This window comes from Streptomyces sp. NPDC006691 (assembly GCF_042869955.1).
GTDB lineage: Bacteria > Actinomycetota > Actinomycetes > Streptomycetales > Streptomycetaceae > Streptomyces.
The window spans coordinates 297,346-313,826 of sequence record NZ_JBIAGW010000001.1 but is presented as its reverse complement, the minus strand read 5'-3'; the positions used below and the strand labels follow the sequence as shown (position 1 = coordinate 313,826).

Here is a 16,481-nt window from a genome sequence, read left to right as displayed (position 1 = left end):
CCGCCGGAGGGTCCCCGCGTAGTCCCTGAGGCGGACCCCGCAGGATCCGCATCCAGCCGGACGCCGTGGCCGGGGCCGCCGCCTACCGTGGTGGATGTGAACGAGACGACCAGGCTCCGGCACGGGAGCGGCAACAGAGCGGCGGCGGGCAGCGCCGAACGCCCTCCGGAGTTCCGGTGGGCGATGGATACGTACGCGGGACTGCGCAGGGACCTGTTCCACGACGCGTTCGCCTACCGGCCGCTCCCGCCCCGGCGGACGGACGGGGCCGTGGCGCGCCGGCTCCCGGGCCGGATGCGCGAGGCGGCGGGCTGGCTGCCGCACGCCGTGGTCTGCTTCTTCGCGTTCCTCGCGATGGCGTACGGCTACGAGCGCAGTCTGAGCGGAATCGGCGGCGGCGGCTTCGCCTTCCTGCTGAGCGGGATGCTGCTCGCGGTGCCGGTGGTCGTGACGCTGGTACGTCCCATCGGGGCGTTCTGGCTGTCGTGCGGCGCGATCGTCCTCACCGGCATGATGGGGAACCACGGCAGCATGAGCCCCTGGACCCCCGGGTCCGGCCTCATGCACCTCACCGTCCTGGCCGTGGTGGCGCTGCGCACCCGCCCCCGCGTCGCACTCAACATGTGGCTGGTGACCCTGGGCCTCAGCGTGGCGCTGAGTGTGGCCCGCGGCAACACCGACACCCTCGGCAGCGTGCAGGTGGCGATCTTCTACGGAATGGTCCTGCTGGTCATCTCGGTCGGGCACATCCGCAAGGACGCCGAGCGGCAGGTCAGCGCGGAGAAGTCGGTGACGGCGGTGGAGCGCGACCGGCGGACCGTTCTGGAGGAGCGCACCAACATCGCGCGCGAGCTGCACGACGTGGTCGCGCACCACATGTCGGTGGTCGCCATCCAGGCCGAGGCCGCGCCCTACCGGGTGGAGAACCCGCCGCCCGAACTGGCCCAGGCCTTCGCCACGATCCGCGAGAACGCGGTGGCCGCGCTCACCGAACTGCGCCGGGTGCTCGGTGTCGTACGCGCCGAGGACTACGAGGCGCCGGACGCTCCCCAGCCCACCCTCGCCGACCTGGACGGCCTGCTGGCCAACGTCCGCGAGGCCGGGCTGCCGGTCGAGAAGGTCATCACCGGTGCGGTGCGCGAACTCCCGCAGGGCGTCGAGCTGTCGGCGTACCGGATCATCCAGGAGGCCCTCAGCAACACCCTGCGGCACGCGCCGGGGGCGGGGGCCCGGGTGGAGATCGGGTACGTTCTGGGCGGGCTCGGCCTGCGGATCCTCAACGGCCCCGCGACCAGTGCGGCGGGCCCCTCGCAGGGTTCGGGACACGGGCTTACGGGCATGGCGGAGCGGGTCGCGATGCTCGGCGGACAGATGACCGCGGAGCGGACGGCGGAGGGCGGTTACGAGGTGACCGTCTTCATCCCGGTGACGGCAGCCGAGCCGGACCGGGAGCCGGACCGGGAGCCGGACCGGGAGCCGGACCGGGAGCCGGACCGGGGCCGGGAGCCGGAGCCCGGTGTGGACCTGGCCAAGAGGACGGAAGAGCGGGCATGACGATCCGGGTGCTGATCGTCGACGACCAGATGATGGTGCGCGAGGGCTTCTCCGTACTGCTCGGCGCGCAGCCGGACATCGAGGTAGTCGGCGAGGCGGTCGACGGGCGCGAGGCGGTCGCCCAGGTGCAGGCGCTGCGGCCCGACGTGGTTCTGATGGACATCCGGATGCCCGGCATGAACGGCATCGAGGCGACGCGCGAAATCGTGGCGGCGGACGACTCCTCGAAGGTGCTCGTACTGACCACCTTCGACCTCGACGAGTATGTGTACCAGGCGCTGCGGGCGGGGGCGTCGGGCTTCCTCCTCAAGGATGCCTCGGCCCGTCAACTCGCGGACGGGGTACGGGTGGTGGCCTCCGGTGAGGCGCTGCTCGCTCCCTCGGTGACCCGGCGCCTGATCAACGAGTTCGCGCGGGTGATGCCGGCCCAGCGGGGTGGCTCCGCGGGGGTGGGGCAGGTGGAGGAGCTGACCGATCGCGAGACGGAGGTGCTCGTTCTGATCGCCCAGGGCCTTTCGAACCTGGAGATCGCGGATCGGCTGGTGGTGGCGGAGTCGACGATCAAGACGCATGTCAGCCGGGTGCTGGTGAAGTTGGGGTTGCGTGACCGTACGCAGGCGGCGGTGTACGCGTACGAGACCCGTCTGGTGACGCCGTCCTAGCCGGGGGGTTTGCCCACCCTCCCGCCCGTTGCCCGGGGTCGGTTGCCCCGGCCCCCTGGGGCTCCGCCCCGGCCCCCCGGGGGGTTTGCCCACCCGCCCGCCCGTGCGGCCGGGTTGAGGGGTTCAGCCCCTGGGGCTGCGCCCCAGACCCCCTTGAGGGGCTGCGCCCCTCGAACCCCCGCAGGGGGCTCCGCCCCCTGCACCCCCGTTCGCGCCTGAAGGGCGCTCGTCCTCAAACGCCGGACAGGCTGAAATGCCTCGATGCGGGCCGGCACCAAGGCATTTAGGGGCGCGGGGAACTGCGCGAGAAGCGACCGCGATCCGCAGTCGGAACGGGGTTGGGGGCGCGGGGAACTGCGCGAACGGCCACCGACCGGTCGCAGCCGATGGGCCCGCAAACCGGCCCGCGCCCTTGATCCCCCGGGGGCTGACCCCGGATGGTCGAGGCATGTATCCCATCCCCAGCCCCATCCCCATCCCCAGCTCCATCCCCACCCCCCTCCCCTTCCGCCCGACCGCGCGCGACTTCGTCGCCAACCCCTACCCCGCGTACGCGGAGCTCAGGGCGGCGGGCCGCATCCACCACTACCCGCCCACCGGCCAGTGGCTCATCCCCCACCACGCCGACATCCGCACCCTCCTGAGGGACCGGAGACTGGGCCGCGCCTACCAACACCGGTTCACACACGCCGAGTTCGGCAGAACACCTCCGCCCCCGGCGCACGAACCGTTCCACACCCTCAACGACGGCGGCATGCTGGACCTGGAGCCCCCGGACCACACCAGGATCCGCCGCCTCGTCTCGCAGGCCTTCAACCCCCGCACCGTGGAACGCCTCGCCCCCACCGTGCACCGGCTCGCCGCCCGCCTCGTGGACGACTTCCGCGCGGCCGGGGGCGGCGACCTCGTCGCCGAGGTCGCCGAGCCGCTCCCCGTGGCCGTCATCGCCGAAATCCTCGGCATCCCCGACGCCGACCGGCCCCTGCTGCGACCCTGGTCCGCCGCGATCTGCGGCATGTACGAACTCGACCCGGGTGAGGAGACCGCCGCCCGCGCCGTTCGTGCGTCGCTCGAATTCACCGCCTACCTAAGAGAGTTGATCGCTAAGCGGCGCAAGAACCCCGGCTCGGACGACCTGATCTCCGCCCTCATCGCCGCCCACGCCGAAGAGGCTGAGGAAGGAGAAGGAGAAGGAGAACGGGAGCGAGGAGGAGAACGAAGAGGGGAACGAGGAGGAAGGGGAGGCATGGCTGTCGCCGGGCCTCGCCGTCTCACCGAGCAGGAGATGGTCTCCACCTGCGTGCTGCTCCTCAACGCCGGCCACGAGGCCACTGTCAACACCACCGCCAACGGCTGGTACGCCCTGTTCCGCAACCCCGCTCAGCTCGCCGCGCTCCGGGCCGCGCCCGACGCCCTTCTGCCCACCGCCGTAGAGGAGTTGATGCGGTACGACACCCCGCTCCAGCTCTTCGAGCGCTGGGTGCTCGACGACATCGAGTTCGCCGGGCAGACGCTGCCGCGCGGCAGCGAGGTCGCCCTGCTCTTCGGGTCCGCGAACCGGGACCCCGCACGGTTCGCCGACCCGGACGTCCTCGATCTCACCCGCGCCGACAACCCCCACATCTCCTTCGGTGCCGGCATCCACTACTGCCTGGGCGCACCGCTAGCCCGGCTCGAACTACAGGCATCGTTCGGGGAGTTGCTGCGCAAGGCGCCCGGGATGCGGCTGGTGGCCGAGCCGGAATGGGGCCCCGGGTTCGTCATCCGGGGGCTCAAGGAGCTCCGGGTGGAGTGCTGAGCCGCCCGGACCCGCCCTCAGCCCACCACGTCCCGGCGCCGCAAGGCCCCCGCCCCCGCCCCCACCAGCGCTGCCGCGAGGGCGGTGAGGACCAGTACCGGGGTCCACGTCATCCCCGCCCCCGGCAGCTTGGGCAGATGACCGAAGGGGGAGACGTCCAGGACGGCGGTCGGCAGGTTCAGGGCGGGGCCGACCCAGCCGAGGGCCAGGCACAGGGCCACCACGCCCAGGGCCCCGGGGGCGAGCCTGGGGAGTGCGCCGAACAGCAGCAGCGCGAGCCCCGACAGGGTCCAGATCGCGGGGAGTTGGACCAATGCCGCACCCAGGAGCGGGCCGGTGTCGCGGCCGTGGCCGGCCGCCAGGGCGAGTCCGCCGATCGCCATGATCAGGGCGGCCCCGCCGAACGCGATCACCACATGGCCGGCCGCCCACCGCACCCGGCCCACCGAGGCGGCCAGGACCGGCTCGGCGCGCCCGCCCGTCTCCTCGCCGTGCAGCCGCAGCACCGAAGAGGTGGCGTACAGCGCCGCGAGCATCCCCAGCATGCCGACCATCGTGGCCAGGAACGCGTCGGTCAGTCCGCTCTGGCCGCCCATCCGCTGGATGATCTCCCTGGTCCGCGCGTTGTCGCCGACCAGGGCCGCCGTCCCGTCGGCCATCCGCCCGAACAGCAGCCCGGCCAGCGCGAACCCGAGGGCCCAGCCGAGTACGCCGCCGCGCTGGAGCCGCCAGGCGAGCCCGTACGCCGTCGTGATGCGCCCGTCGGCCGGTCCGGGCCGCGGCGGGACGAAGCTCATCCCGATGTCGCGCCGCCCGGCCAGGACGTAGGCGACGGCCCCCTGCGCGAGGGCCGCCGCCCCGATGAGCGGCAGCAGCCACCACCGCTCGCCCGCGTACGGCCGTACGTTCTCGGCCCAGCCCAGCGGGGTCAGGTGGTCCAGCACCGAGGAGGCGTCGCGGGTCGCGGTGTCGCCCGCCGCCCTCAGCAGGAACGCCGCGCCGAGCGCCGCCCCCGTCAGGCCCTTGGCGAGGCGGGCGCTCTCCGTCAGCTGTGCCATGATCGCCGCGAGGGCCGCGAACAGCATGCCGATCGCGCCGACGGTCAGTCCGAGCGCCGCCGAACCCGCCGTGTCGCCGGTCGACCTGCCCAGTCCCGCCGTGATGATCGCGGCCACCGCCGTGTTCGCGATCAGCGCCGCCAGCAGTGCCGATGTCAGGGAGGCCCGGCGCCCCACCATGGCCGAGGACAGGAGTTCCTGACGGCCCGTCTCCTCTTCGTCGCGCGTGTGCCGCACCACGATCAGGAGGCTCATCACCGCCGCCAGTACGCAGCCGAACCCGCCGAACCGCCACGCGGTCAGCGCGCCTGGCGAGTCACCGAAGACCGGGCCGTACAGGGCGCGCAGCGAGCCGTTGCCGCTCATCGACCGTGCCGCGTCCGCACGTTGGGCGGCCGTCGTGTACACCTTCTCCAGAGTGCTCGCGCCGCTCGCGACGAGTCCGCCCAGCGCGATGGCCCACACCGGGATCATCATCCGGTCCCGGCGCAGCGCCAGCCTCAACAAGGCTCCCGTGCCGGCCAGTTCAGTGCCGAACCGCTTGCCCGGGACCGTCGAAGAAGACGTGGTCATGGCGCGGCCACCTCCTCCGCCCCGGTGTAGTGGCGCAGGAACAGCTCCTCCAGGGTGGGCGGCGTGGACGTCAGGGACCGTACGCCCGAATCGGTGAGGGAGCGCAGTACCGCGTCCAGCTTGTCCGTGTCGACCTGAAGCTTGACCCGCCTGCCGTGCACATCGAGGTCGTGCACGCCGGGCAGCCCGGCCAACTGCCCTGGCGGACCCGCCAGTTCAGCGGCGACGGAGGTCCGGGTGAGGTGGCGGAGCTCCGCGAGGGACCCGGTCTCCACCGTCCGGCCCCGGCGGATGATGCTCACCCGGTCGCAGAGACTCTCCACCTCGCTCAGGAGGTGCGAGGAGAGCAGCACGGTCCGGCCACGGTCGCGTTCTTCCTTGACGCAGTCCTGGAAGACCTCCTCCATGAGCGGGTCGAGTCCGGAGGTCGGCTCGTCGAGGATCAGTACGTCGACGTCCGAGGCGAACGCGGCGACCAGCGCCACCTTCTGCCGGTTGCCCTTGGAGTACGTGCGGCCCTTCTTCGTCGGGTCGAGCTCGAAGCGGGCGATGAGGTCCCGACGGCGGGCCGGGTCGAGGCGGCCGCCCCTCAACCTGCCGAACAGGTCGATGACTTCACCGCCGGAGAGGTTGCGCCACAGGGTCACGTCGCCGGGCACGTACGCCACCCGGCGATGCAGTTCCACGGCGTCGGCCCACGGGTCCCGGCCGAGCAGTTGGGCCGCGCCGGAGTCGGCGCGCAGCAGGCCGAGCAGCACGCGGATGGTCGTGGACTTCCCCGAGCCGTTGGGGCCGAGGAAGCCGTGGACCTCGCCGGACTCGACGGCGAGGTCGAGCCCGGCGAGGGCGCGGGTGCGCCCGAACGACTTGTGCAGTCCGGCTACCGTGATTGCCTTCGTCATGTTTTTGAACGTACTGTATTTTCATGAAGTTGTGAAGATAAGGAACGGCATGAAGGGCGGATAGGGTCGGGGCCATGAGTGGTGTGGACGGTATCGGTGGGGAAGACGGCGGGCGGGAGGAGCGGAAGGTGGCGGACGGGCCGGACGGGGCGGGCGAGCCGCAGGGGCGGGACGAGGACGCGGTGGGCCGCTTCGTCGAGCGGTTCGCCTCCGAGCTCGCCGAGGCCGGCATGCAGCGCATGGCGGCGCGCGTCTTCGCGGCGCTGCTCGTCTCCGAGGCCGGCTCGATGACCTCGGCCGAACTGGCCTCGGCGCTGCGGATCAGCCCGGCCGCGGTGTCGGGCGCGGTCCGCTATCTGTCCCAGGTCAACATGGTCGGCCGAGAACGAGAGCCCGGCTCCCGGCGCGACCGGTACGTCCTGCACAACGAACTCTGGTACGAGACCTTCACCAACCGCGACCGGATCCTGACCCGCTGGGAGCAGGTCATGCGGGAGGGCGTCGCGAGCGCGGGCGGCCCCGGCACGGCGGCCGGGGCGCGGATGGCGGAGACGGCGGCGTTCTTCACGTTCCTGCACGGCGAGCTGTCCCAGCTGATGGACCGCTGGCGCGAACACCGCACGACCCTGGACCTCCCCCCGATCCCACCCCGCTGAGCGCGGCTTCCGTCCGCGGGCCGTGCGTGGCTGGTCGCGCAGTTCCCCGCGCCCTTGTAGGTGGCCCCGGACGCCTCGGTGCTGGCCGGCATGGGCATCTTCAGCCCGTCCGGCGTTTGAGGACGAGCGCCCTTAAGGCGCGATCGGGGTCTGGGGCGGAGCCCCAGGGGCCGGAACCAACCAACCCTGGGCAACGGGCGGGCGGGTGGGCAAACCCCCCGGGGGCCGGGGCGCAGCCCAGCGAGGCGGAGCCCCAGGGCCGGGGCGGAGCCCGGGGGTCCGGAGCCACCCGGGTCAGGTGGGCAGGACCAACTGCCAGGCACCCGCCCGCACCGTCCACGTCCGCGTACGAACAGGCCCGGCCACCGCATGATCCGCCCGGTAGCGAAACCCACCCACCGGGCCCGAGATCGTGACGGCCCGCGCAGCAGCCCGCACCCGCTCGCCCGTACGCCCGTGCACCACCACCTGCGCGAGCCCGTCCGCCGAGGCCACCGACACGCCCGCCACCGGCCGGTCCAGATCGCTCAGGAGCACCCCGTCGGCCTCCACCCGCAGCCGGTGCGCGACAGCCGCCGACACGGGGGCGGGCGCCCGCACCAGGGAGCGGAGCACCGAGCGGGCCGCGCCCCACACCGTCGGCGGCGCGGGCCGGGTCCGTACCGGATGCGGGGCGGGGACGCGGAGCGCGCCGAGCACCACCTGGTCGCTGTCGTCGACCAGGAGGTCGAGCCGGCGCCCGGTGCCCTCCAGGGCGGCCCGCGCGGCGGCCACCGCCCCCATCGGCACCCCGAGCCCCCGGGCCAGCTCCAGCGAGTCCGCCGAACCCACCGGCACGAACGCGAGAGCGCCCCGGTTCAGCTCACGTTCCCGGTACAGCGTCGTCACCGTGCGTAGCAGCGCCTGGTCGTCGCCGACCACCACGGTGCGCCGGTCGCCCCTGCGGGCCAGTGCCTTCGCGAACTCCGCCGGCCCCTCCGGCCAGCAGATCTTCGCCTGTGCGCCCGCGCACAGCACATCTTTCGCGATCCGTACGGACTCGCCGTCAATACGGCGGGCGACCGGGTCGATGAGCACGACGAGCTGGTGCGCAGCCGACACCTCGGTCCTTCCTCGGGTAGCATCTTTGTGCAAGAGCCCCTTGCGCTATTGCGCCAGGGGCTTCGTCTATTCCGGGGCAAGCGTTCTTCGGTTCAGGCCCATGGTGTACGCATCCACATATGGAACGCGTATGCCCCTGACCTTGGACATGCCCCGCCCGGAAGGGGTGTACGCCTGTGCCCGCACTTGTGCTGCTCGGTGCTCAGTGGGGTGACGAGGGCAAGGGAAAGGCCACCGACCTCCTCGGTGGATCAGTTGATTATGTGGTGCGCTACCAGGGCGGCAACAACGCCGGCCACACGGTCGTCGTAGGCGACCAGAAGTACGCGCTGCATCTTCTCCCTTCCGGGATCCTCTCACCGGGGTGCACCCCGGTGATCGGTAACGGAGTCGTCGTCGACCCGGCGGTCCTGCTCTCCGAGCTGAGCGGGCTGAACGAGCGAGGCGTCGACACGTCCAAGCTCCTGATCAGCGGTAACGCTCACCTGATCACGCCGTACAACGTCACGCTCGACAAGGTCTCCGAGCGCTTCCTCGGCAAGCGCAAGATCGGAACCACCGGCCGCGGCATCGGCCCGACGTACGCGGACAAGATCAACCGCGTCGGCATCCGCGTCCAGGACCTCTACGACGAGTCGATCCTGGAGCAGAAGGTCGAGGCGGCTCTGGAGGGCAAGAACCAGCTGCTCGCCAAGGTCTACAACCGTCGCGCCATCGAGGTCGGCAAGATCGTCGAGGAGATGCTCCAGTACGCGGAGCAGCTCAAGCCGTTCGTCGCGGACACCACGCTGATCCTGAACAAGGCGCTCGACGACGACAAGGTCGTGCTCTTCGAGGGCGGCCAGGGCACCCTGCTCGACGTCGACCACGGCACGTACCCCTTCGTCACCTCCTCGAACCCGACCGCGGGCGGCGCCTGCACGGGTGCGGGTGTGGGGCCGACGAAGATCAGCCGCGTCATCGGCATCCTCAAGGCCTACACGACCCGTGTCGGCGCGGGCCCGTTCCCGACCGAGCTGTTCGACGAGGACGGCGAGGCGCTGCGCCGCATCGGCGGCGAGCGCGGTGTCACTACCGGCCGTGACCGCCGGTGCGGCTGGTTCGACGCCCCGATCGCCCGGTACGCGACCCGCGTCAACGGCCTCACCGACTTCTTCCTCACCAAGCTGGACGTGCTGACCGGCTGGGAGGAGATCCCGGTGTGTGTCGCGTACGAGATCGACGGCAAGCGCGTCGAGGAACTCCCTTACTCCCAGACCGACTTCCACCACGCGAAGCCGATCTACGAGAAGCTGCCGGGATGGTCCGAGGACATCACCAAAGCCAAGACCTTCGACGAGCTGCCGAAGAACGCCAAGGCCTATGTGAAGGCCCTGGAGGAGATGTCCGGAGCGCCGATCTCCGCGATCGGCGTCGGCCCCGGCCGTACCGAGACGATCGAGATCAACTCCTTCCTGTAGGAGAGCGGGCCCGGCGGTGATCCCGTGGGCGCTTGATCGACCGAGCGGGGCTCGGGGTGTGCCAATCGGCCGCCCCGAGCCCCGCTCAGTCGTTTCCGGCAACCGCAAGGGCCGGAGCCCGAAACCCGGAGTCCGGCAGTCCGGAGCCCGAAACCCCGGAGTCCGGCAGACCGGAGCCCGGCAGCCCGCTCCGGCCCCCGTGCCCGTCCCCGACCCCGTCACCGTCACCGAAGCCCGCCCCTGCCCGCGATTGATTCCTTCGCGAAGGTATTTTATTGTGAGGGCAGTCCACCGGGGCACAAGTCCCGCACTAGACAGGGGAATTCCTATGCGTGCGATCGTCCAGCAGGCTTTCGGCGGGCCCGAGGTGCTGACCCTCGCGGAGGTGGAGCGGCCGACCCCGCTGCCCACCGAGATCCTGGTACGGGTCAAGGCGATCGGGGTGAACCCGGTCGAGGCGATCATCCGGGGCGGTGCCTTCCCGATGCTCGGTGAGCCGCCCTTCGTCCTGGGCTGGGACGTCTCGGGCGTGGTCGAGCACGTCGTGCCGGGCACCTCCCGCTTCCAGGAGGGCGACGAGGTGTTCGGCATGCCGCTGTTCCCGCGAGCTGCCGGTGCCTACGCCGAGTTCGTCGCGGCCCCCTCGCGCCACTTCGCCCACAAGCCGGCCTCGTTGAGCCACGCCCAGGCGGCGGCGGTCCCGCTGGCCGGCCTCACCGCTTGGCAGAGTCTCGTCGAGGTGGGCCAAGTGGGGCCCGGACAGCGGGTGTTGATCCATGCGGGCGGCGGAGGCGTGGGGCACCTGGCGATCCAGATCGCCAAGGCCCGCGGCGCGCACGTCATCACCACGGCGAGCGCGGCCAAGCACGCATTCCTGCGCGGGCTCGGCGCGGACGAGGTGATCGACTACCGGGCGGTCGACTTCGCGGACGCCGTCGGGGACGTCGACACGGTCCTGGAGCTGATCGGCGGCGACTACGCCGACCGCTCCCTGCGGACCCTGCGCCCCGGCGGCCTCCTGGTCACCGCGGTGGCCCGCGCCGACGCCGAGCTCGCCGCCCGTACCCGCGCGGCGGGATTCCGCTTCGCCGGCGTCTCGGTGGAGCCGGACCACGGGGGCCTTGAGGCGCTGGCCGACCTCGTCGAGAAGGGGCAGCTGCGCCCGCACGTGGACCGCACTCTCTCCCTCGAAGAGGCGGCTGCGGCCCATGAGTTGATCGAATCCGGTCACGTCACGGGCAAGCTCATCCTGGAGCCGTAGGCGGAGCGCCGGCCTTTGCGGGCGGGCAGGCGGGCGCTGCCCGCCGGGAAGGAGCGCCCCGGCAGTGGTCGCCGGGAACGGTCGGGCCGTCGCCCCGCCCGGCAGGACGGCCGCCAGGGAACGGTCGGGCCGTCGCCCCGCCCGGCAGGACGGTCGCCAAGGAACGGTCAGGCCGTCGCCCCGCCCGGCAGGACGGTCGCCAGGATCTCCTCGACCCGCTCGGCGATGTCGGCCCGGTCGTTCATCACCCAGGACATGTGCTGCGCCCCGAAGAAGGCCGAGACCAGCACCCGGCCGAGCACCTCGGGGTCGCTCCCGGTCGGCAGTGCGCCCTCGGCCCCGGCCGCGCGCAACAGCCCCGTGACGGTCTCGGTGTAGCCGACGAACGGGGCCGGCAGGTCCGCGTCAATCAGGGACCGCTCGATCTGGAGCCGCGCCCCGGCCCGGATGACCTGGTCGTCGCGGAACATGGTGCCCGTACGCGTGAGGAGTTCGCGGACCGCGGCGGCGGGGGGCAGGTCCTGCTCCTGGACCTGCTGCGCGCTGGCCCGCAGGCGTGCGTAGAACTCCTCGGTCACCGCTGCGGCGAGCGCGTTCTTGTTGGCGAAGTGGAAGTACACCGCGCCCTTCGTCGCGCCCATCAGCTCGGCCACGTCGAGGATGGTGGTCGCCGGATACCCCTTGTCCGCGAAGGCGCGGGCCGCCGCGTCCAGGATCAGGGCGCGGGTCCGGATGGCGCGCTCCTGCTTGAGTTCGGAGGCGGCGGGTTTCTGACGGGCCCTTGTGCTCATGCCCAGTCCCTTCGGTCGGCTGCGGTTCACCATACCTTCCTGAAGGTATGTTCCCGCAGCGACGGGGATACGGGGGTGAGGAGATACGGGGTGCGGGGGCGCGGAGCTACGGGGGTGCGGAGGTACGGGGCATGGGGACGGGGAGGGCGACCGGAGCCCCGCTCCGGCGCCGGTCCCCGCCGTGGCCCGCACCCCTGACCCCCGGCCTACGTCGGGAACTCGCCGAGCCAGCTGCGGTCGAGGAGGTTTTCCGGGAGGTACTCGGTCTCGATGGTGATCGGGCGTCCGGCGTCGTGGGCGAGGCAGGCGAGGGCGAGCGGGGCGAGGGCGACGGCTCCGTCGAGGTCGTCGGCGCGCTCTTCGTCGGCGGTCCAGTACTCGTGGTGCAGCTGGACCGCCTGGAGGAGGGTCTTGTCGAACTCCTCGTCGTCCTGGGTGAGGAAGCGGTAGAAGACGTTCAGCGGGGGATAGAGGATCATGAGCATCAGCTCACGGTCGACGAACCTGAGGTTCTGGGGGTTCGTACCGTCGAACGCGGCGACGAGCTTGTCGCCGAGCCCCTCTCCTTCGAGCCAGTACGTCTGGAGCGCGTCGACCCAGTCGTAGATGTACTCCTCGAAGTCGGCGCCCGAGCCACGGAGCAACTCCAGCGGTACGTTGGCCAGTTGAGTGAGCCGGCTCTGGTCGCGGCAGATGATGGCGAGCCAGAAGGCCTGGAGCCAGGTGCCGGCGTCCGTGAAGTGCGTGGGTCCGCCGAGGCCGGGGACGGCCCGCTTCTCGTGTGCGATCAGGCACTCGACCGTGGTGCCCTCCGGCGCCATGGCGGAGGCGAAGAGGGCCGAGCCGGTCTGCATGGCGGCCACCCACGCCTCCCACGTCTCGCTCGCCCTGGCCGTCGGGTCGTGCAGACAGTGCGTGAAGGCGGTGGTGAGTGTGCTGCTGAAGGTGAGGCCGAACATGTGGGGCGCCTGCTCGACGCGTTTGACCGCCTCAAGCGTGTGCTCGTCGATCTCGGCGAGCCACTCCGCGGAGTTGTCGCCCGGGTCGTACGGGGTCCTGGAGATTTTCATCGGCATGCGCTCAATCTTCGCTTCTGCGGGCGAGGAGGTGTGCGGGGAGGTGTTCGCTCTCGATGGTGACGGAGCGTCCGGCGCCGTGGGCGAGGCAGGCGAGGGCCGGCGGGGCGAGGGCGAGGGCCCCGTCGACATCGTCGGCGCGCTCTTCGTCGGCGGTCCCGTACTCGTGGTGCAGGTGCACCGCTAGGAGCAGGGTCTTGTTGAATTCTTCGTCTTCCTCGTCGTCCTGGGTGAGGAAGCGGTGGAAGACGTTCAGCGGGGGACGCGGGATCTTGAGCATCAGCTCGCGATCGACGAACTTGAGGCCCTGGGGGTCCGTGCCGTCCAACGCGGCGCCCAACTTCTCACCCGGATGAGGTCGTTGTCGCCAGTACGCCCGAAGGGCCTCCATCCACGGGTGGACGTATTTCTCGAACTCTGCTCCGAAAGCGCGCAGTTGCTTGACGGGCACTCCGCAGAGCCGTGTCGCGCCGGGGTCGCGGCGTTGATCACTTCTCTCGAAATGGTCTGGCGCCGGAGCTTGGCGGCAGGTTGGATTTTGCCATGACATTGCAGTTGAGCGGGATCGACTTCCGCTACGGCCGGAGGTCTCCGGTCTTCACGGCGCTCGACCTGACATTGGACAGCCCCGCCACCGTTCTGCTGGGTCCCAACGGGGCCGGGAAATCGACGCTGATGTCGCTCGCGGCAACCCATCTCCGTCCGCACGGCGGGAAGATCACCTGGCGCGGCAGGACCGCGTCCGGGCGCCGGGACAGGGCCGCGTACGTGAAGGCCGTGGCGTGGCTTCCGCAGGACATCGTGGCCATTCCTGGTCTGACGGTGCGTGAACAGGTCGCCTATGCGGGGTGGTTGAAGGGGATGTCCAAGGCGGCGGCCTGGCAGGCTTCGGCGGAAGCCTTGGCCCGCGTCGGTCTCGGTGAGCTCGCCGACCGGCGGAGCCATCGGCTGTCCGGCGGCCAGCGGCGGCGGATGGGGCTGGCCGGCGCCCTCGCCCACCGCAGTGAGCTGATCCTCCTGGACGAGCCGACCGCGGGCCTCGACCCGACGCAGCGCCGGGTCTTCCGCACCCTGCTGGAGAAGTTGAGCGGCGACGTACAGGTGGTGGTCTCCACCCACCAGACCGAGGACCTGGCCGAGTCCTATTCCCATGTCGTGGTCCTCGACCACGGCGAGGTCCGCTTCCAGGGATCCATCGCGGACTTCTACGCCCTGGCCGGACCGGGCACGACCGAGCCGCGCGAGCGTGCCGAGGCGGCCTACGCCCAGCTCGTGCACGGGGAGGCGTGACCATGCGGATACGCACCATGCTGCGGTCGTCCTCGGCCGTGATCGTGCTGCCGATCCTCGTCGTCTTCCTCATGACGGCGCTCGGCCACCAACTCACCGCGGGGACGACCGTCGGGTACTGGCCGTCGGCGACGGGCACGTCGGTCTATGCGCTTCCCTTCATCGGCACCGCGTGTGCCGGCATGGGAGCGTGGGAGGGGGCCCGGCTGACGCGCGGCCGGGTCTTCGACCAGGCGGGCGTCCGCTCGCCGTTGGCCGTCTCGGCATCCGTGCTGGTCCCCGTGCTGGGTGCCGGTGTCGTCGCGTGCTCGGCCGCGCTCGCCCTGTCGGCCGGATCGGCAGGGGTGGGCGCGGGGCTTCCCGACGTGGGGATCCTGGCCGTCGAACTCGCCCTCGTACTCGCCAACACGCTGGCCGGCTTCTGCCTCGGACGACGACTGCCGGCGCTCATCTCCGTCCCGGTCGCTCTGGTGGGCGCCTTCGTCGCGAACGCCTACCCCGTGGCGTGGAGCGTCCTGTGGCTCAGGCACCTGGTGGGTGGCGGGCTGAGCGGGTGCTGCGCGCTCGACCAGGTGCCCGACGCCCGTGCGGTGTGGTCCGCCCTGCTGTTCGCGGGCGGCCTCTCGGCGGCCTGTGGGGCGGTCATCAGCCGGCGTCGGCTCCGGGCCGCCCCGGTCATAGCTCTGGCGGTCTTCGTCGCCGGAGCCGGCGGTGCGGTCGCGACCGCGCGCGGCCTGGGTCCCGACGCGGCCCGTCCCCGGCCGTCGGCGGGGCTGGTCTGCGAGCGGGGCACCTCGGCGACCGTGTGCCTGTGGCCCGAGGTGGCCGACGCCGCCCTGGTGCGCGGCGAAACCCAGCAGGCCGTGGCGAGGCTCCGGGCCTTCGGGGTGGCCACCCCGACGACGTTCACCATGGCGGCCCGGCCCGCCGCGCGGGAGGCCAAGCTGGGAGTGGCACCCGACGTCCGTGCCGAGGACGTGGCCCCCGGCGTCGTCGTGGGCCTCCTCCCCGAGCCGCCCGACTGTGCGCGACGCGAGCGCTACCCGGCCGGTGACGCCGTCGGCCCCGTGGAGGCCTGGCTCATGCTCGTCGCGGGAGCCCCCGAGGCCACGGTCGCGTCGAGGACGCCCGCCGCGGACGTCCAACTGGCCCACGACGTAAGCCTGTTGTCGCAGGCGGAGCAGCTGCGGTGGTACGAGGTCAACACGGCGGCCATGCGTACGTGTTCGGCCGAGCCGCAGCTCGGTCCCGTGGGAGGAGCCCGATGAACTGGTGGCTCAAGACCCGCGCTCCGGCCGCGTTCCTGGCCACGGTCGTCCTCACCACCGCCTGCGCGGTGCTCAGCGGAAGCGCGGCGCTCCCCGTTCCCTCCCTGACGGGCGGGACGGGAAGCTTCCTGGTGGGGCATCTGATCACCGTGCTCCCCGCCGCCGCGCTCATGTACGCGGTGAGCCGCACGGACACCGGAATGGAGTGGGTCGCCGCCCGCCCCATGCACCTGTGGAACACCCTGCTCGGTCTGCTGGCCGCCCTCGTCGCCGTGCTGGCCGCGGCGGTCACCTACGGTCTGACCGGTCGGGCCATCGCCTTCGTGGTCGGGCGCAACACCACGGGCTACCTGGGGTTGGCGATGCTGCTGTGCGCGCTGGCCGGTCCTCGTGCGGCGGCCGTCACCACCGCGGCGCTCCCGGTCGCCCTGGCCGCGACGGGGTGGGCGCCCGACGGGCGGCCCCGGCCCTGGGCCTGGGTCCTCCACCCGGCCCATTCCGGCCTCGCGGCCGGCGCGGCCCTGGTGCTGCTGACCGCCGGAGCCGCCGCCACGGCGGCCCGTCTCGGCCCGACCGCCCTGGGCTCGGCCCGCCTGGGCTCGGGCCGCGTCCGGTCTGTCCGCTTGGGCCTGGACCGCTCGGGTCGGTGACGGGAAGGGGGAGCGGACGGGACGCGTGACACAGCCCGAGCGTCGCGCAGGGCGGCGGCGAGTTGGGCGGACCAAGTCCCGTGCCAGGGATCAGCCCTCCGGGTTCTTCGACGGCCGACCCGGCCGACCCGTCGGTTCCCGTCGCTCCGTCCCGAGCACGGTGTAGATCCAGACCGCCGCGACCGAGATGACGGAACAGGCGACGGCCCATACGAGGATCAGGGCGAGAATGCCCGGAGTCATGGCATTCACATCCGGGCCCAGACAGGTGAATGTGACGCTGAAGAGAATGCCGGAAATGAACGCCACGGCAGTACCGTTCAGGTCTTTTCGCACGGCTCTTCACCGACCTTGGTCGAGGCAGCTTCCCGCTCTGTGCGG

16 protein-coding genes are annotated in these 16,481 nt (G+C 71.8%); 9 read left to right on the top strand and 7 right to left on the bottom strand.

The window, feature by feature from the left end:
* Positions 1-90 precede the first annotated feature (90 nt).
* The 3 genes from ACFYNP_RS01390 (at position 91) to ACFYNP_RS01380 (ending at position 4,014) form a co-directional block, all read left to right on the top strand.
* On the top strand, positions 91-1,554 hold the full coding sequence (locus tag ACFYNP_RS01390; protein ID WP_388781520.1) for a sensor histidine kinase: 1,464 nt from the start codon (positions 91-93) through the stop codon (positions 1,552-1,554).
* Complete coding sequence (locus tag ACFYNP_RS01385; protein WP_388418103.1) at positions 1,551-2,216, top strand: response regulator; 666 nt, start codon at positions 1,551-1,553, stop codon at positions 2,214-2,216. Before ACFYNP_RS01390 ends, ACFYNP_RS01385 begins: the two co-directional genes overlap by 4 nt.
* A gap of 448 nt (positions 2,217-2,664) precedes the next feature.
* Positions 2,665-4,014: a cytochrome P450 gene (locus ACFYNP_RS01380; protein ID WP_388781517.1), complete on the top strand. Its 1,350-nt coding sequence runs from the start codon at positions 2,665-2,667 to the stop codon at positions 4,012-4,014.
* 17 nt (positions 4,015-4,031) lie between these two features.
* Here ACFYNP_RS01380 and ACFYNP_RS01375 read toward each other — a convergent pair whose 3' ends face one another.
* Both ACFYNP_RS01375 and ACFYNP_RS01370 read right to left on the bottom strand, forming a co-directional pair.
* Positions 4,032-5,645 (bottom strand): ABC transporter permease, encoded by a 1,614-nt coding sequence (locus ACFYNP_RS01375; RefSeq protein ID WP_388781514.1) that lies wholly within the window; start codon positions 5,643-5,645, stop codon positions 4,032-4,034.
* Complete coding sequence (locus ACFYNP_RS01370; protein WP_388781511.1) at positions 5,642-6,547, bottom strand: ATP-binding cassette domain-containing protein; 906 nt, start codon at positions 6,545-6,547, stop codon at positions 5,642-5,644. Before ACFYNP_RS01370 ends, ACFYNP_RS01375 begins: the two co-directional genes overlap by 4 nt.
* 74 nt (positions 6,548-6,621) lie before the next feature.
* On the opposite strand from ACFYNP_RS01370, the gene ACFYNP_RS01365 reads away from it, so the two are divergent.
* Entirely contained in the window at positions 6,622-7,203 is a 582-nt protein-coding gene (locus tag ACFYNP_RS01365; protein WP_388781508.1) for a GbsR/MarR family transcriptional regulator, read from the top strand.
* 294 nt (positions 7,204-7,497) lie between these two features.
* Here the strand turns inward: ACFYNP_RS01365 and ACFYNP_RS01360 are convergent, their stop codons facing one another.
* Positions 7,498-8,304, bottom strand: coding sequence for a diacylglycerol kinase (locus ACFYNP_RS01360; RefSeq protein WP_388781505.1), 807 nt, complete (start codon positions 8,302-8,304; stop codon positions 7,498-7,500).
* A 176-nt stretch (positions 8,305-8,480) separates the two neighbouring features.
* On the opposite strand from ACFYNP_RS01360, the gene ACFYNP_RS01355 reads away from it, so the two are divergent.
* Both ACFYNP_RS01355 and ACFYNP_RS01350 read left to right on the top strand, forming a co-directional pair.
* Complete coding sequence (locus ACFYNP_RS01355) at positions 8,481-9,764, top strand: adenylosuccinate synthase (RefSeq protein WP_100573773.1); 1,284 nt, start codon at positions 8,481-8,483, stop codon at positions 9,762-9,764.
* Between the two features lie 328 nt (positions 9,765-10,092).
* Positions 10,093-11,025 (top strand): NADP-dependent oxidoreductase, encoded by a 933-nt coding sequence (locus tag ACFYNP_RS01350; protein WP_388781504.1) that lies wholly within the window; start codon positions 10,093-10,095, stop codon positions 11,023-11,025.
* Positions 11,026-11,192: 167 nt separating this feature from the next.
* Here the strand turns inward: ACFYNP_RS01350 and ACFYNP_RS01345 are convergent, their stop codons facing one another.
* From ACFYNP_RS01345 to ACFYNP_RS01335, 3 genes are all read right to left on the bottom strand, one after another.
* Positions 11,193-11,816 (bottom strand): ScbR family autoregulator-binding transcription factor, encoded by a 624-nt coding sequence (locus ACFYNP_RS01345; protein WP_388418121.1) that lies wholly within the window; start codon positions 11,814-11,816, stop codon positions 11,193-11,195.
* 206 nt (positions 11,817-12,022) lie between these two features.
* Positions 12,023-12,892 (bottom strand): immunity 49 family protein, encoded by an 870-nt coding sequence (locus ACFYNP_RS01340; protein ID WP_388781501.1) that lies wholly within the window; start codon positions 12,890-12,892, stop codon positions 12,023-12,025.
* A gap of 4 nt (positions 12,893-12,896) precedes the next feature.
* Positions 12,897-13,442, bottom strand: a complete 546-nt coding sequence (locus ACFYNP_RS01335) for an immunity 49 family protein (protein ID WP_388781498.1) — start codon at positions 13,440-13,442, stop codon at positions 12,897-12,899.
* Here ACFYNP_RS01335 and ACFYNP_RS01330 point away from each other — a divergent pair.
* The 3 genes from ACFYNP_RS01330 to ACFYNP_RS01320 are packed head-to-tail and all read left to right on the top strand — an operon-like array spanning position 13,436 to position 16,100.
* Positions 13,436-14,182, top strand: coding sequence for an ATP-binding cassette domain-containing protein (locus ACFYNP_RS01330; RefSeq protein ID WP_388781496.1), 747 nt, complete (start codon positions 13,436-13,438; stop codon positions 14,180-14,182). The two genes, ACFYNP_RS01335 and ACFYNP_RS01330, sit on opposite strands and share 7 nt — an antisense overlap.
* A 2-nt stretch (positions 14,183-14,184) precedes the next feature.
* Positions 14,185-15,450 carry a hypothetical protein gene (locus ACFYNP_RS01325; RefSeq protein ID WP_388781493.1) on the top strand — a complete coding sequence of 422 codons (1,266 nt, stop codon included), beginning with the start codon at positions 14,185-14,187 and terminating at the stop codon, positions 15,448-15,450.
* Positions 15,447-16,100: a hypothetical protein gene (locus ACFYNP_RS01320; protein WP_388781491.1), complete on the top strand. Its 654-nt coding sequence runs from the start codon at positions 15,447-15,449 to the stop codon at positions 16,098-16,100. Before ACFYNP_RS01325 ends, ACFYNP_RS01320 begins: the two co-directional genes overlap by 4 nt.
* A gap of 90 nt (positions 16,101-16,190) precedes the next feature.
* On the opposite strand, the gene ACFYNP_RS01315 is transcribed toward ACFYNP_RS01320, so the two are convergent.
* Entirely contained in the window at positions 16,191-16,436 is a 246-nt protein-coding gene (locus ACFYNP_RS01315; protein ID WP_388781489.1) for a hypothetical protein, read from the bottom strand.
* Between the last annotated feature and the right edge of the window lie 45 nt (positions 16,437-16,481).

Excerpts from the sequence above, each read along its gene's own strand:
- ACFYNP_RS01385 (WP_388418103.1), top strand. The coding sequence starts at position 1,551 with ATGACGATCCGGGTGCTGATCGTCGACGACCAGATGATGGTGCGCGAG.
- ACFYNP_RS01380 (WP_388781517.1), top strand. The coding sequence starts at position 2,665 with ATGTATCCCATCCCCAGCCCCATCCCCATCCCCAGCTCCATCCCCACC.
- ACFYNP_RS01375 (WP_388781514.1), bottom strand. The coding sequence starts at position 5,645 with ATGACCACGTCTTCTTCGACGGTCCCGGGCAAGCGGTTCGGCACTGAA.
- ACFYNP_RS01370 (WP_388781511.1), bottom strand. The coding sequence starts at position 6,547 with ATGACGAAGGCAATCACGGTAGCCGGACTGCACAAGTCGTTCGGGCGC.
- ACFYNP_RS01365 (WP_388781508.1), top strand. The coding sequence starts at position 6,622 with ATGAGTGGTGTGGACGGTATCGGTGGGGAAGACGGCGGGCGGGAGGAG.
- ACFYNP_RS01350 (WP_388781504.1), top strand. The coding sequence starts at position 10,093 with ATGCGTGCGATCGTCCAGCAGGCTTTCGGCGGGCCCGAGGTGCTGACC.
- ACFYNP_RS01345 (WP_388418121.1), bottom strand. The coding sequence starts at position 11,816 with ATGAGCACAAGGGCCCGTCAGAAACCCGCCGCCTCCGAACTCAAGCAG.
- ACFYNP_RS01340 (WP_388781501.1), bottom strand. The coding sequence starts at position 12,892 with ATGCCGATGAAAATCTCCAGGACCCCGTACGACCCGGGCGACAACTCC.
- ACFYNP_RS01330 (WP_388781496.1), top strand. The coding sequence starts at position 13,436 with ATGACATTGCAGTTGAGCGGGATCGACTTCCGCTACGGCCGGAGGTCT.
- ACFYNP_RS01335 (WP_388781498.1), bottom strand. The coding sequence starts at position 13,442 with ATGTCATGGCAAAATCCAACCTGCCGCCAAGCTCCGGCGCCAGACCAT.
- ACFYNP_RS01325 (WP_388781493.1), top strand. The coding sequence starts at position 14,185 with ATGCGGATACGCACCATGCTGCGGTCGTCCTCGGCCGTGATCGTGCTG.
- ACFYNP_RS01320 (WP_388781491.1), top strand. The coding sequence starts at position 15,447 with ATGAACTGGTGGCTCAAGACCCGCGCTCCGGCCGCGTTCCTGGCCACG.